At 61.6% G+C, this 14,108-nt stretch carries 11 protein-coding genes; 3 read left to right on the top strand and 8 right to left on the bottom strand.

Going from position 1 to position 14,108, the window contains the following annotated elements; translation table 11 throughout:
• Nucleotides 1-17: 17 nt before the first annotated feature.
• The 8 genes from QZH66_RS06720 to QZH66_RS06685 form a co-directional block, all read right to left on the bottom strand.
• Nucleotides 18-497, bottom strand: coding sequence for a hypothetical protein (locus QZH66_RS06720; RefSeq protein ID WP_305805185.1), 480 nt, complete (start codon nucleotides 495-497; stop codon nucleotides 18-20).
• Nucleotides 490-2,823 carry a hypothetical protein gene (locus tag QZH66_RS06715; RefSeq protein ID WP_305805184.1) on the bottom strand — a complete coding sequence of 778 codons (2,334 nt, stop codon included), beginning with the start codon at nucleotides 2,821-2,823 and terminating at the stop codon, nucleotides 490-492. Before QZH66_RS06715 ends, QZH66_RS06720 begins: the two co-directional genes overlap by 8 nt.
• Nucleotides 2,820-4,331, bottom strand: coding sequence for a site-specific integrase (locus tag QZH66_RS06710; RefSeq protein ID WP_305805183.1), 1,512 nt, complete (start codon nucleotides 4,329-4,331; stop codon nucleotides 2,820-2,822). The genes QZH66_RS06715 and QZH66_RS06710 overlap by 4 nt, the downstream gene beginning before the upstream one ends.
• A gap of 19 nt (nucleotides 4,332-4,350) precedes the next feature.
• The gene (locus tag QZH66_RS06705; RefSeq protein ID WP_305805182.1) at nucleotides 4,351-5,463 is read right to left on the bottom strand and encodes a site-specific integrase; all 1,113 of its coding nucleotides are present in this window, start codon (nucleotides 5,461-5,463) and stop codon (nucleotides 4,351-4,353) included.
• 246 nt (nucleotides 5,464-5,709) lie between these two features.
• A complete protein-coding gene (crcB, locus tag QZH66_RS06700) occupies nucleotides 5,710-6,114 on the bottom strand; it encodes a fluoride efflux transporter CrcB (protein ID WP_305805223.1) in 405 nt (134 codons plus the stop codon).
• An 89-nt stretch (nucleotides 6,115-6,203) separates the two neighbouring features.
• A complete protein-coding gene (locus QZH66_RS06695) occupies nucleotides 6,204-7,505 on the bottom strand; it encodes a replication-associated recombination protein A (protein WP_305805181.1) in 1,302 nt (433 codons plus the stop codon).
• Between the two features lie 120 nt (nucleotides 7,506-7,625).
• Nucleotides 7,626-8,267: an outer membrane lipoprotein chaperone LolA gene (lolA, locus tag QZH66_RS06690; RefSeq protein ID WP_305805180.1), complete on the bottom strand. Its 642-nt coding sequence runs from the start codon at nucleotides 8,265-8,267 to the stop codon at nucleotides 7,626-7,628.
• Between the two features lie 188 nt (nucleotides 8,268-8,455).
• The gene (locus QZH66_RS06685) at nucleotides 8,456-10,819 is read right to left on the bottom strand and encodes a DNA translocase FtsK (protein ID WP_305805179.1); all 2,364 of its coding nucleotides are present in this window, start codon (nucleotides 10,817-10,819) and stop codon (nucleotides 8,456-8,458) included.
• 287 nt (nucleotides 10,820-11,106) lie between these two features.
• On the opposite strand from QZH66_RS06685, the gene trxB reads away from it, so the two are divergent.
• The 3 genes from trxB to aat all read left to right on the top strand — a co-directional run bounded on the left by trxB (nucleotide 11,107) and on the right by aat (nucleotide 14,024).
• Entirely contained in the window at nucleotides 11,107-12,072 is a 966-nt protein-coding gene (trxB, locus tag QZH66_RS06680; RefSeq protein WP_305805178.1) for a thioredoxin-disulfide reductase, read from the top strand.
• Between the two features lie 69 nt (nucleotides 12,073-12,141).
• Nucleotides 12,142-13,278: a GNAT family N-acetyltransferase gene (locus QZH66_RS06675; RefSeq protein ID WP_305805177.1), complete on the top strand. Its 1,137-nt coding sequence runs from the start codon at nucleotides 12,142-12,144 to the stop codon at nucleotides 13,276-13,278.
• Complete coding sequence (gene aat / locus QZH66_RS06670) at nucleotides 13,275-14,024, top strand: leucyl/phenylalanyl-tRNA--protein transferase (RefSeq protein ID WP_305805176.1); 750 nt, start codon at nucleotides 13,275-13,277, stop codon at nucleotides 14,022-14,024. The genes QZH66_RS06675 and aat overlap by 4 nt, the downstream gene beginning before the upstream one ends.
• Nucleotides 14,025-14,108: the final 84 nt, after the last annotated feature.

Below are 14,108 nucleotides of genomic sequence, written 5' to 3'. Positions count from 1 at the left end.
TTTAGAACTCGTGTCGGCTACTTGGGTTTACGTGGTGGGATCGGATTTACCTCAGCTCCTGGAAGCGCGCCCAACTGCGCCAGCCGGTCCCTTGAGTCACTGTACGATTCATAGAACTGTGCCCACTTGCTGAAGCCGCCGAGTTCGCCAACTGCGCGGATCATCGCAACGTGGGATGCCGTTAGCAGAGCGACCTGCGATTCAAGCTCGGCGATGCGCACATCGCGATCTGCCAGGGCGCTGGCCGCGGCATCACCAGAGAGCTTCCCCGGCCTGCCTCGCCAACGACGGAATTCGGCTTGCCGCTCCTGATACTTCGCAAGCATTCGGCTGCGCTCTACGCTTCGGGTGATCGACGACGCTGCATTGATTCGCGGATGCAAACGGGCAACCGCCCGCGCGGTGATGTCCTCGTCGCGAGATAGCAGGTCCTCCAGCACTCGATGCATTTCCGGATCGGAATGGGATGTGGCATCTTCCAAGTTGTCGTTATCCATCCATGACTCCGGTGCGGCGAGGAAGAGAGAGGTCGGGACCATCGGGGAATGGCTTTTCGCCCAGCTTGGTCGCCAGGAGTGTGCGCACGCCTTCAAGTCTGACCTTGGCATGTTGAATCTGGTTTGTGCGGCCTATACTCTTTGATGGCTTGGCCTCCGCGGTCTCGACAGCCGCGATCAGCTTGAGTTCGAGCGTCTGTAGGTGACGGCGGTTCTCCGGCAAGTTGGTTGCCGACAGATGGCGGCAGCCGGAAAAGCACTCGAGATGCTTTGGACACGGATCGACAGTGAAGCTATTCAAGCAATGCCCATAGGGAGTCGCGTGAAAACCGTCGGCTTCGGCTTTCAGGAACTCGAATGCGGCAGTGTCACCCTCGGTGCTCTGGATCTTCTTGAACGCATCCACGATCGGACCGCTGGCTTTTCCGGATTGGATCATCTTCGCAACAGTGCTGGCTTTCTCGCCGAGCGCCATTTCCACGTCTACAGGCAGTTCGAGTTGATCCAGCTCTTCCGCCAGGCTGCGATGATCGTACTCGTAGCTTTGGGCCACGCTGCGGCGATTGAAGCGTTTGGAGATGATGGTGTCGGCCACGCCGAGACGGAAAAGCTCGGTGTTCTGTAGGTGACGCAGGGTGTGGGAGGTGAGTACCAGATCCTTGTCGTCGTCAGATTGCCCATACCGCTTGAACAGCGTGTCGCGGGACTTCTGCTCGCCAAGGGAAAGACTGACCAAGCTTGCATCGGGCCGACCAACGGAGACGTATCGGGTGATATCGCAGACCCCATTGTTTCGCTCCTCAGCCAAGGATCGTTTCGGATGCAGGAAAAGAAATTCCCAGGAAGCAAAGGTGCGATCGGTCAGACTGAAAAGCTCGGTGTCCGGCAACTTTGAGCCGGCCGCGACACGAAGGTGATTTTCAAGATCTCCGATTCTCACGAAGACCTTGCTCATGTCGCGCCTTCCGTTGGGTGAGACCGCCCTGCCTTCAACGTCTCTTAGCACCAATGCGCCACCATCTTTGCCCTTGAATCCCGCCATCCGGCGAAAGTACATGCGAGCGGTCGCACTCATTTCACCTTGAAAACTCGCATTCAAGCTCTCTTGAACCTTGTGGAGCTCGTCGAAGCAATCAGCAGAATAGTTCTGACGGCACCTCTGCATCCAATACTGCTTTTTGTCCTCGGCCAGGTCTAGCCAGAAGGCGTTTCCGGAGAGGCGGGTGTAGATTTGCGTGGTCGGAACGAGCTCACTGAGCGCAAAGTCGGGCAAAACGCGCCCTGTTTCAGTCTGCTTCCTCAGCGTTCTTCGTAGCGGGTTTGTGATTGCCTCAGCACGGGTCAGGGTCTCACTCACAATCTCCTCGAACATCTGGGGAACGTAGTGAGTCTTGGCGATCAGCACCTTGCTATCGGCGTTCTTTGCCTGCTGCTTTTCGGCGAAGTGCCGGATCATGAGCGATTGGGAATACCCACCTAGCTCCCCGGCAGGTCGCTGCTTCGAGTCGTAGTAGTGCCGGTCCGTTCGCCACTCAGCGGGAAGGAGCGTGGCCTCTCCAATTCGGAAGCCCGTCAAGATCATGATCCGAATGGCTGCAAAGCGCAGTTCGTCCATGAAGGTCTGGGGCTGCTCGGTCATGACAATCCGGACCAACTCCCAGAACGCGCGACGTTCGGGCAGGCGCTCGTTGCGTTTGCGATCTTCCAGGTTGTGCCGAATCTCCGCTTGAGAATTGAGAAATTTAGGCCGCCGAGTGGCTCTGGGCTGGAGACGTGCGGCGGCGAGGGTAGGGTAGAGCGGTCCCACATCAGCCAAGTGGTTGGTATCAAACAACACCTTGGTCAGCCCCGCGATCAAATCGCCAAGCTTGCCCGATGCCTGGATGCTGTTGCCGATGCGAACCGCGAGAGCCATCTCGTCAACAGTGACACTCCAAGGCTCGGCGTCTCCCGCGCATGTAGCGATCACGCGCAAGGGGCGTGCCACATTGTTGGCGATGTGACCGAACGAGTTGCGGCGAACAAACAGCTGCTCCATGACGGCAGCTTTAATGAGGTCTTGCCATGCGGGCGAAAAAGTGCGAGCAGACAGAACCGGCAGCCCGTTGGAAGAGCGGGTTGCGTTGATCGCAGCAAGTGCCGAGCGTTCCGAACTGAAGTGGCGCAAGCGATGCTTGGGAGCAACGCCTCCTGCTAGCGCAGTGAGGTCCCATTCACGCCCATTGATCGCCGTGCCGCTCTGATCCAGCGGAATTTCCCAGGCGACTCCGTGCGCCGCGGCGAGCTCTTTCCCAAGCTGGATGAAACTTGAGAAGTGAGGATTCAAGACGGCGAACCTTCGAGCTCGAGAACCACTGCCTGAACTTCAGCGATTGTCCGTTCAAGCTGTAGATAGGCTGGCGAAGCCGCGTCGCCCCGAGATGATTCATGGAAGAACCGTACCACATCCCGAAAGTCAGCTAGGACTCTCGAGTGCATCTGAACGTCGTGAATCGGCATAAACTTCCTACAGCCATAGCAGGACAAAATCGGATTGTAGGGGCACGCAGCCTGCCCGGAGGTGCATCCACCGATCCCCGCGATCGGAACACCATGTGGCGCTCCGCCGATCTGCTGAGACTCCTTCAATTGCGCCAGCTCTTCTGGACTGATAAACCGATCGTGGGCAATGCGAGCCACACGCTGATAGATCTCGGAGATTCCCAGTGCTTTGTTCACCCGCTCAGCCTGGTTGGCCGATGTTTCGTAGTACACGAGCGCAGTAGTTATATCCGAGTGCCCAAGGAACTCGGCCAGTTCCTCTTGGCTTGCGCCGGCGTCAACGAGACGTTGAGCGGCTGTGTGCCGCAGATTGACGGCAGTCGCGCCGAGCTCGAGAAGATCGCGAAGTAGAGAGCTGATGCGGCGACTTGCTTCATTAGCGGATGTGGCGCCGAACACCCTAGCGCCCGCATCATCGCCACTGGCCTGAAAGTGCCGATCGATCTCGACGAAGAGTGGGGTCCACTCGCGTTTCACGCGCCTAAGCAGCGGCTTGGCGGCACTGGAACTCCGCTGCTTCGCCATCCGGAATGTGATGTGGACAGACGCGAGCATGCCGACATCTTCTCGACGAACGTTTACATCACGAAATGTGAGCATTGCAATCTGAATAGGTCGCATTGCGAACTGATACGCACAAAGCAACATCACCGCGTCTTGCACACCCTCGAGAGACAGCAACGATTTTTCGGCCTGGACCGCCGCTTCATCCAAGAATCGAACCACTGCCGCTTCATCGTCCACCGAGATGAACGCTTCGCCAGACCGAACGACAGCGTATTTGTCTTTGAAGGGGAGGGGGAGGGCGGATATAACCCCGTGGTAGGAGTCAGCCCATTGATTGAGTCGATATTTGCATAGCAGTCGCAGGATCGATTTCGCGCACGCGTACGCTTCAGTCGGAAGGTCGCGTGCAAAAAAATTAGTCCAGAACGATCTTATTTCTGTTGGTGTCACCCCCAACAAACTGACGATTCCAGCCTCACCGATTACCTTGCTGCCAAGGGTGTACTTGCTTGCCGATGATGGAGCCAGTCCTTCACCCAGGAGGTACAAGAAGACATGTTTTATCAACAGGGCGAGTTGTTCCGGCAAATGATCAAAACCAACTTTCACAACGCGGCCATCGATATGGACCGAAAAACATTCGGCAGTAGCTGGATCTCGAATTGATCGTTGCTTATCGTCGAAATCGTCGTAGTACCGAATCACCGTAGGCAACAACGGCAGTTGAGCAACTACCTCGTAAGCCCCAGTTTTCAACTGCCATTGAACACTTTCACTTCTAGCCATGTCGCGCTCCAAGCGTGGCCTAGGACGGGATCGCTCTTAGAACGGCAACTCTCTCATCTAGCGCATCGTTCCAGACTGACGAGAGGCGATCTTCAAAAACTGCTCGGGCGTAGCGAACTGGCATCTGTGACTCTCTAGACCAACCGAAGAAGGCGCGCAACTTCTGTAGGGCTTCGTCCATCGAGTCCCCTTGCTGGAGCAATTGATTCAGCCGCACCACGGCGCACGTGTGGCGGAGGTCATGGGGTGTGACGGACAATTTTCCGCTGCGATCCTTCAATTCTTGGCGGATCGACGGCGGCAGGCAGGCGGATATCTTTGCAAACATCTTCGTCACTGATTCTGTCGACAACGGTCTGTTTTGCTGTGTGTTCAGCAGGAAGGCGTGACCTGGCTTTCCTCGATAGTTTTCGACGTAGGTTTGGATCAGCCCAGCGATCGCGTCACTCACCGGCAGTTGACGGACCGAACTCGCCGACTTGATGCTGGGCTTGGAGTACCTCGGATCATCATCGTCGTCGGAATATTGGCTTTCTTGCACGTCCAACCAGCAACGGGATCGCTGCTGTCTTTCGTCAAAGGCATTTTTGATCACGTCCGCGCTAAGGAGCAGTAACTCGCCGCGTCTAAGGCCTTGGTGAAGCATCAACAGGAAGGCCACGAAGGCGAGCCACCGGGTATGCCTGCGTGGAAAGGGATTGCTGGCAGATGATGGGTCCAGGATTTCGTATAACGCCTGGACTACGCTCGCCGGCAGCGATCTGACCTGGTTCGTGTGCCTGCTTTGACGGATGTGCAGTTGCCCGTACAGATGGGACAAGCGATGTAGTCCGGCCTCGATCTGTCGGAGGCGGTCGGTCGAGAGGGTTGTCTTGGACAACCAAGTAACGATCGATACGACGAATCCATGCCCAGCTCGCCAGCGCGACTCATCCGCTGGGCCCACGGACGGTTGATTTCGGATCGATATGAACCAGGACTCCAGGATGTCGGCGAGCACAGCATCGTTCAGACTGCCCAACGCGTCATCTAGCGCATGGCTGCCAAACAGGCGGTCGGCATGACCGTACAGATTCTCGATGTACCGAAGTTTTTTGATCTGGCTGGATGCGGCGAGGTCGTGGTTGGCCATCAAAGCCCAAACACCAGCCCAGTAGCGTGGCAACCTTTGAACATCATCAATAAGCAAGGCACCGCGTAGCGAGCTTGGAACCAGAGGATCTGTAAGCAGGCAGAGCACAGGCAGATCCTAACAAACCAAGTAACCTAATTTGTACCATTAATCATTCTTACTGTTGCGGTCAAAAGGAGCTAAAAGCGGCCTTCCACGCAACACCAAGGGAAGTACCACTTTTTCGCATAATGTATATTATGTAAATTACTTGATGACTTCAGCCACCCTGGACCCCAACCACACCAGCAACAGTCCGGCAGCCAGCGTGATGCCCAGATAGGTCGGCACCAGAGCGCCCCTTGCGGTCTTGGCGAATATCAGGGTCTCCATCATCAACGTGGAGAACGTGGTGAGCCCTCCCACCAATCCGATGATCAAGAACGCGCGCAGATAGATTCCCGCGTTGCCGCGTGATTGCAGCCAGACCATCAGGAAACCGGCCACAAAGGAACCGACCAGGTTCACGCTGAGCGTTCCCCATGGAAATCCGGCGCCCAAGCCGCGCAACATCGAGTTGCCGACGAGGAACCGGATCCCTGCGCCGAGCGCGCCACCGGCCATCACCAACCCCAGTTGCTGCCATTCCAGCAATGTTGCCGTGGGATTCATCGTCTGCGTTTTACCTGTTTGAAAACCACGGGGCGCGAATGACCGGTTTCGCTGGCGGTATGAAGTCGCCAGCGAAACCGCAGGCACATTCACTTTGGCGGGAGCGTCGCGCGCGCCTGGTCACGGGCGCTACGCAGGCGATCCAGCTTTTCCTTGAGTTTGATCTCCAGCCCGCGCTCCACCGGACGGTAGTAGATGCGCTCACCCATGGCGTCGGGAAAACCGGTCTGATCCAGCGCGATACCGCCTTCGGCATCATGGTCGTACTGGTAGTCCTTGCCGTAACCGAGGTTCTTCATCAACCGGGTAGGCGCATTGCGCAGATGTAACGGAACTTCCTGGGTGCCGGTTTCACGCACCTCTGTCTTGGCCAGATTGAACGCGGCGTAGCCGGCGTTGGATTTGGCGGTGCTGGCCAGGTACAGCACCAGTTGCGCGAACGCCAGTTCACCTTCCGGGCTGCCAAGGCGCTCGTAGATGTCCCAGGCTTCCAGCGCCATCGTCTGCGCACGTGGATCGGCCAGGCCGATGTCCTCAATCGCCATGCGCGTCAGCCGCCGTGCCAGATAAACCGGATCACAACCGCCGTCAAGCATGCGCGTCAGCCAGTACAGCGCCGCATCGGGATTGGAGCTGCGCACCGACTTGTGCAGTGCCGAGATCTGGTCGTAGAACTGTTCGCCGCCCTTGTCGAAGCGGCGGGTGCGATCGGCCAGCACCTGCTGCAAGGTCTGCGAAGTGATCTGTCCGCCCTCGCCCGTGGCCAGTTCGGCGGCGATTTCCAGCAGCGTCAGTCCGCGCCGCACATCGCCGTCGGCGGCACTGGCGATCTCCAGCAACGACGCATCGTCAACGCGGATGCCCTCCCCGCCCAATCCACGCTCGCGATCGTCCAGGGCACGTTGCAGCGCTTCGACGATATCGGCCGCCGACACCGGCTCGAGTACATGCACGCGGCAACGCGAGAGCAAGGCCGAGTTCAATTCGAACGAGGGATTTTCAGTCGTGGCACCGACAAAGACGATGGTGCCGCGTTCGATATGGGGCAGGAACGCATCCTGCTGCGCCTTGTTGAAGCGATGCACTTCGTCGACGAACAGCACCGTGCGCCGGCCTTCGGCAAATCGTTGCGCGGCCTCGGCCAACACCTGCCGCACTTCCGGCAAGCCGGAAAGCACCGCGGAAATGGCGCGGAATTCGGCATCGGCATAGCGTGCAAGCAGCAGCGCCAGCGTGGTCTTGCCGCAGCCCGGCGGGCCCCACAGGATCATCGAATGCACGCGCCCGGATTCCACGGCGCGGCGCAAGGCGGTATCAGGCGCGAGCAGGCGTTTCTGCCCGACCATCTCGTCCAGCGTGCGCGGCCGCATGCGTTCGGCGAGCGGACGCATGCTTTCCCGGTCCACGCTCAACAGGTCGGGCGTCGTGTCAAATGAAGAGGTTCTGGATCTGGCCACCCCGGCATTCTATCGCGGCGGCCAGCGCTACAGGCGTCGGGCGCGCTGCCCTACTCAGCGCTCGCCCACCACGTCGACATTCTTGCCCGGGGCATAGCGGAAGGTGCCCGCGGCAAACGCCGGATTGCGCTTCCAGCCGGTGAAGTTGATGACGGTGCGCTGGCCGACGATGTCGACCACCTCCATCCGCGCCAACCCGCTCTGGTTGAAGCCCAGTGCGGCGTAATCGAAGCTGGCTTCGGTGTTCACCTTCGGCGTCAGCGACAACCACTGCAGGCCATCACGGGCCACGGCTTCTTCGCTGACGTCGTACTGGCGGTCCAGCAATGCCGGATTGATCAGCGCGGTCAGTGGACTGTTCTGCTCTTCTTCGCCCTGTGCCCGCACGGTCGCCTGCTCCAGGTCCGGCTCGTACACCCAGACCTTGCTGCCATCGGCCACGATCAACTGCGGATGCGGGCGCACGTATTCCCAACGGAACAGGCGCGGCGCCGACAGCGCGACACGGCCGCTGGAGCTTTCCTTGAGTTTGCCGCGCGAATCGAACACCTGCTGCGAGAACTGGCCATCGAGGCCTTTGAGGCCCGTGGTGAAGGTTTTCAGGTCGTCGCGTGCACCGGCTGCGGCAGTGCCGGAAAGCAGGCTGATGCCGAAAAAGGTGGCGGCGATGAAGCTATGGCGGAGGAATGCGTTCATGGCGTTGGCAGAACCGGTAGCGAAGGCTGGCAACAAGTGTGCCCGGGTAAAACTGAATGGGTGACAAGGAGACGGAAGCGGGGGTGAATCCATGCCCGGCAGCCCGGCAGCCCGGCACGCTGCCGGGAACGGATGCGGATTCAAACCACCGCCCTTCCCTCGCCCGCGCGTGGCCGGCACGCGGGACATCACTTCGGTGGCGGCGGTGCCAGCACCGTGCGGTCGCCGTTGTGCTCGGGCGAGCTGACCACCCCGGCCGCTTCCATCGCCTCGATCAGACGCGCGGCGCGGTTGTAGCCGATCTTCAAACGACGCTGCACGCCGGAAATCGAGGCACGACGGGTTTCGGTGACGATCCGCAGCGCCTCGTCGTACAGCGGATCGGATTCATCCCCGCCGCCGCTGCTGCTTTCCGGCAGGCCGGTGGCGCCGACGACGGTGCCGTCGCCCATCATCTGCACCTCGTCCAGCACGCCGGGGATGTAATCGACCGGGCCGCTGGCCTTCAGGTGCTCGACCACGCGGTGCACTTCTTCATCCGAGACGAACGCGCCATGCACACGATCAGGCAGCGCGGTGCCGGGCGGCAGATAGAGCATGTCGCCGTTGCCCAGCAACGCCTCGGCGCCGGACTGGTCGAGGATGGTGCGCGAGTCGATCTTGGAGCTGACCTGGAAGGCGATCCGGGTCGGGATGTTGGCCTTGATCAGGCCGGTGATCACGTCCACCGAGGGGCGCTGGGTGGCCAGGATCAGGTGGATGCCGGCCGCACGCGCCTTCTGCGCCAGCCGCGCGATCAGTTCTTCGACCTTCTTGCCGACGATCATCATCATGTCGGCGAATTCGTCGATGAAAATGACGATGAACGGCAGCGTCTCCAGCGGCCGCGGCGCCTCGCCCATTTCCGCATTCGGCTTGAACAGCGGGTCCATCATCGGCTGGCCGGCGTCGATGGCGTCCTTCACCTTCTTGTTGAAGCCGGCCAGGTTGCGCACGCCCACCGCGCTCATCAGCTTGTAGCGGCGTTCCATCTCGGCCACGCACCAGCGCAGGCCATTGCCGGCCTCCTTCATGTCGGTGACCACCGGCGCCAGCAGGTGCGGGATACCCTGGTAGACGCTCAGCTCGAGCATCTTCGGGTCGATCATCAGCATCCGCAGTTCTTTCGGGCTGGCCTTGTACAGCAGGCTCAATACCATCGCATTGACCGCCACCGACTTGCCCGAGCCGGTGGTACCGGCCACCAGCAGGTGCGGCATGCGCGCCAGGTCGGCCACCGTCGGGCGGCCGGCGATGTCCTTGCCCAGCGCCAGGGTCAGCACGCTGGCCGACTTGTCGTATTCCTTCGAGCGCAGCAGCTCGGACAGGAAGATCATCTCGCGGCTGACGTTGGGGATTTCCAGACCGATCACCGATTTGCCCGGGATCACGTCGACCACGCGCACGGATTTGACCGACAGCCCGCGGGCGATGTCCTTGTCCAGCGAACTGATCTGGCTGACTTTCACGCCCGGTGCCGGCTCGATCTCGAAGCGCGTGATCACCGGGCCCGGATAGGCACCGACCACCACCGCGTCGATGCGGAAGTCCTTGAGCTTGAATTCGATCTGCCGCGACAGGGTTTCCAGCGTCTCTGCCGAATAGCCCTTGGCCTGCGGCTTGGGATCATCCAGCAGCGCCAGCGGCGGCACGTCCGAGCCATCGCCATTGACGCCCTGGAACATCGGGATCTGGGTCTCGCGCTTGGCGCGATCGCTCTTTTCGATCACCGGCTCCGGGCGCGGTTCGATCTTCACCGGCTCGCGTTTGGCGCGCACCACGGCATCGACCTTGCGCACTTCTTCGCGTTCCTCGCGCAGGGCGCGGGTCTGCTGCCACTCGCTGGCCTGTTCCTTCTTCTTGTTGAGCAACGGGCCCAGCGCCAGCACGCCCTTGCCGATGCGTTCCATCACCGCGAACCAGGACAGCCCGGTGGCCAGCGTGATCGACGCCAGCAGCAGCACCAGCACGAACAGGTTGCTGCCCAGCGGACCGAAGCCGACGGTCAACGAGCGCCCGACCAGGCGGCCGAGAATACCGCCGGCACTGGCCACATCGGCCGTGAAAAAGCGCAGGTGCAGGAAGCCGGTAGCCGCGATCAGGAAACCGACAATACCGACCAGTCGCAAGGCGGGCGCCAGATCATTGTCGCCGCGGTCATCGCGGTTGAGCCCGAACAGGGCGAGCCAGGTGAGCGCACCCAGCACCAGCGGCAACAGGAACGCCACGTAGCCGAACAGTTGCAGCAGCACATCGGCCAGCCACGCGCCGACCCGCCCGCCCATGTTGTTGACCGGCGCGACCACGCTGCCGGTCTGCGACCAGCCGGGATCATTGGCCGAATAGGTGACCAGACTGGCCAGCAGGTACAGCAGCAAGGGCGCGATGGCGATCAGCGCCAGGTCGCGCCACAGACGCTGCCGGTTGGAGTTGTCAGTTCCCGCCGCAGCCGACTTGCGCACCGAGGCGCTGGCGTTGGGGGTTTTGCCACGTTCCGGGACCTGTTTCGCCACCTTTGACCAGACCTTAAAAATGCACGGTTAGTGGTTGATATTAAACGACAGATCGCCGGGTTTCATCCGCTTTCGACAGCCAAGGCACTGCACGGAGCGCACGATCGTCAAAAACCCGCCGGACAACAGCAACGAGACGGTGCCAACGCAGGGCACGCAAGCCGACGGCCCGCGCAGTTCCATTCATGCGCCTTGATTCGCCCTGATCCGACCGCCACTCTAATGGCTGCCCGGACGGTTGCGGAACTCCCCGATCGTGCCGCCAATCCCGACTTTCGCGAGTATACATGAGCACTTCCAGCCTCCCGACCAAGCACACCCGCCTGCTGATCCTGGGCTCCGGCCCCGCCGGTTGGACCGCCGCGGTCTACGCCGCCCGCGCGAATCTCAAGCCACTGGTCGTCACCGGACTGCAGCAGGGCGGCCAGCTGATGACCACCACCGAAGTGGACAACTGGCCGGGTGACGCCCACGGCCTGATGGGGCCGGACCTGATGACGCGCATGCAGGCCCATGCCGAGCGCTTTGAAACCGAAGTGGTGTTCGACCACATCCACACCGCCGACCTGTCCAAGCGCCCGTTCACCCTGACCGGTGACAGCGCCCAGTACACCTGCGACGCGCTGATCATCGCCACCGGCGCCACCGCCAAATACCTGGGCATTCCGTCGGAAGAGACCTTCAAGGGTCGCGGCGTCTCGGCCTGCGCCACCTGTGACGGCTTCTTCTACAAAGACCAGGACGTGGTCGTGGTCGGCGGCGGCAATACCGCCGTGGAAGAGGCGCTTTACCTGTCCAACATCGCCCGCAAGGTCTACCTGGTGCACCGCCGCGACACGCTGAAGGCGGAAAAGATCATGCAGGACAAACTGTTCGCCAAGGTCGAGGCCGGCAAGATCGAGACCGTCTGGCACCACCAGGTGGACGAGGTGCTGGGCAACGACATGGGCGTCACCGGCGTGCGCGTGAAGTCCACGCTGGACGGCAGCACCCGCGACATCGAGGCGCACGGCTTCTTCGTCGCCATCGGCCACCACCCGAACACCAGCCTGTTCGACGGCCAGCTGGCGATGAACAACGGCTACCTGGAAATCCGTTCGGGCCTGGGCGGCAACGCCACCATGACCTCGGTTGAAGGCGTATACGCCGCCGGCGACGTGGCCGACCAGCACTACCGCCAGGCCATCACCTCGGCCGGCTTCGGCTGCATGGCCGCACTGGATGCGGAACGCTTTCTCGACGAACAGGGCTGAGGCCGACGCGGCCATGAAGGGATCCTTTCCGGGCGCATTCTTCTGCCATCGCGCATCGGGTATGCCCGGATGAGCTCCATCCGCTGGCTGGACTCGCTGGATCAAGTGCCGTCGCATGCGTGGGATTCCCTGCACGACGGCAGCCAGCCTTTCATCAGCCATGCGTTCCTGACCGGGCTGGAGCGGCATGGCTGCCTGCGGACCGAATGGGGCTGGACTCCACGGCATCTGCTGATCATGCGCAACGGTGAACCGGTGGCCGCGGCTCCCGGTTATCTGAAGACCAACTCGCATGGCGAGTTCGTGTTCGATCACGCCTGGGCCAACGCCTATGCCCGCCACGGCCTGGACTATTTTCCGAAGTGGCTCGGCGCGGTGCCCTACTCGCCGGTCACGGGCCCGCGTCTACTGGCGCGTACCCCGGCCGATCGCGGACAGCTGCTGGCCGCGATCATCGAACAGGCCACACAACAGGGGCTGTCATCGGCCCACATCAATTTCCACACCGGCGCGGAGACTGCCGATTTCGGCGTTGAATGGCTGGCGCGCACGGACGTGCAGTTCCATTGGCACAACCACGCCGGCTGGAAAAGCTTCGACGCGTTCCTCGCTGCGATGGACCACAAGCACCGCAAGAACATCCGCCAGGAGCGGGCCAAGGTCACCGGCAGCGGCATCAACTTCCGCATCGTCCACGGCGATGAGGCCAGCGACGCGGACCTGCAGGCGATGCACCGCTTCTACCTGCAGACCTTCATCGAATACGGCAATTCCCCGGCGCTGACGTTGCCGTTCCTGCGCCACCTGGCAACAGCGATGCCGCGCAATCTGGTGCTGTTCCTGGCCATGCAGGACGACCTGCCGATCGCCGGTGCGCTGTGCCTGCGCGGCGGCGACACCCTGTACGGGCGCTACTGGGGCGGGGCGGCCCTGCCCGGCCTGCATTTCGAGACCTGCTATTACCAGGGCATCGAATACTGCCTGCGCGAGGGTTTGACCCGCTTCGAGCCGGGCGCCCAGGGCGAACACAAGCTGGCGCGCGGGTTCCTGCCCACCTTCGTGCACAGCCACCACTGGATCGCCCACCCGGATTTCCGCCGCGCACTGGCGCCATGGTGCGAACAGGAAGTGGCCGACATCCGACGTTACGCCACCACCCTGCAACAACATTCGCCCTTCAAGACCGGCGCGGACCGGTCGCCATGACTTCGCGATTGCCGTTCCGGCTGGGCGATGCGCCGGACGCGCCATTCCCGCCGGCGGAGTTGGCCCTGCGTGAGCCGGATGGGCTGCTGGCCGTCGGCGGCGACCTGGACCCGGTGCGCCTGCTCAATGCCTATGCCGGCGGCATTTTCCCGTGGTATTCGCAAGGACAGCCGCTGCTGTGGTGGTCGCCGGACCCGCGGATGCTGTTCCGGACCGACGCCGTCCACCTGTCCTCGCGGTTCCGCCGCAGCCTGCGCTCCAGTCCCTGGCAGGTGCGCGCGGATACCGCCTTTGTCGAGGTGATGCAGGCCTGTGCCGACTCGCCACGGCCAGACCAGCTGGGGACGTGGATCACACCGCAGATGCTGCAGGCCTACGCCGCCCTGCATCATCTTGGGCACGCGCATTCAGTCGAAGTATTCGCGGGCGAGCGCCTGGTTGGCGGCATCTACGGTGTGGCCATCGGCCGGATGTTCTTCGGCGAGAGCATGTTCAGCCGCGCCAGCGGTGGCTCGAAAGTGGCGCTGGCCGCCTTGGCGCTGCGCCTGCGGCAATGGGGCTGGCCGCTGATCGATGCCCAGGTCGAAAACGCCCACCTGTTGCGAATGGGTGCCACCCACTGGCCCCGCGACCGCTTCCTGGATGAGGTCGGGCGGCTGGTGCGCCTGCCGGAGACACCTGCGCGGTGGACCTCCCGCTTTGGCGAATTTCCGGCCGCGCGGCTGGCCGATGCCGCCGCCGGTTAACGTAAACTTTGCATCCCCGCGCCAAGACGCGTAAAATATGCGCTCTTAAGGCCCAACGGCCGTCCGCAGAACCGCACAGGACTA

Origin of the sequence: Stenotrophomonas sp. YIM B06876, from assembly GCF_030711595.1 — a bacterium.
Lineage (GTDB): Bacteria > Pseudomonadota > Gammaproteobacteria > Xanthomonadales > Xanthomonadaceae > Stenotrophomonas.
Note: the sequence above shows the minus strand (reverse complement) of the source record. Positions and strands in the feature narration are given on the sequence as shown.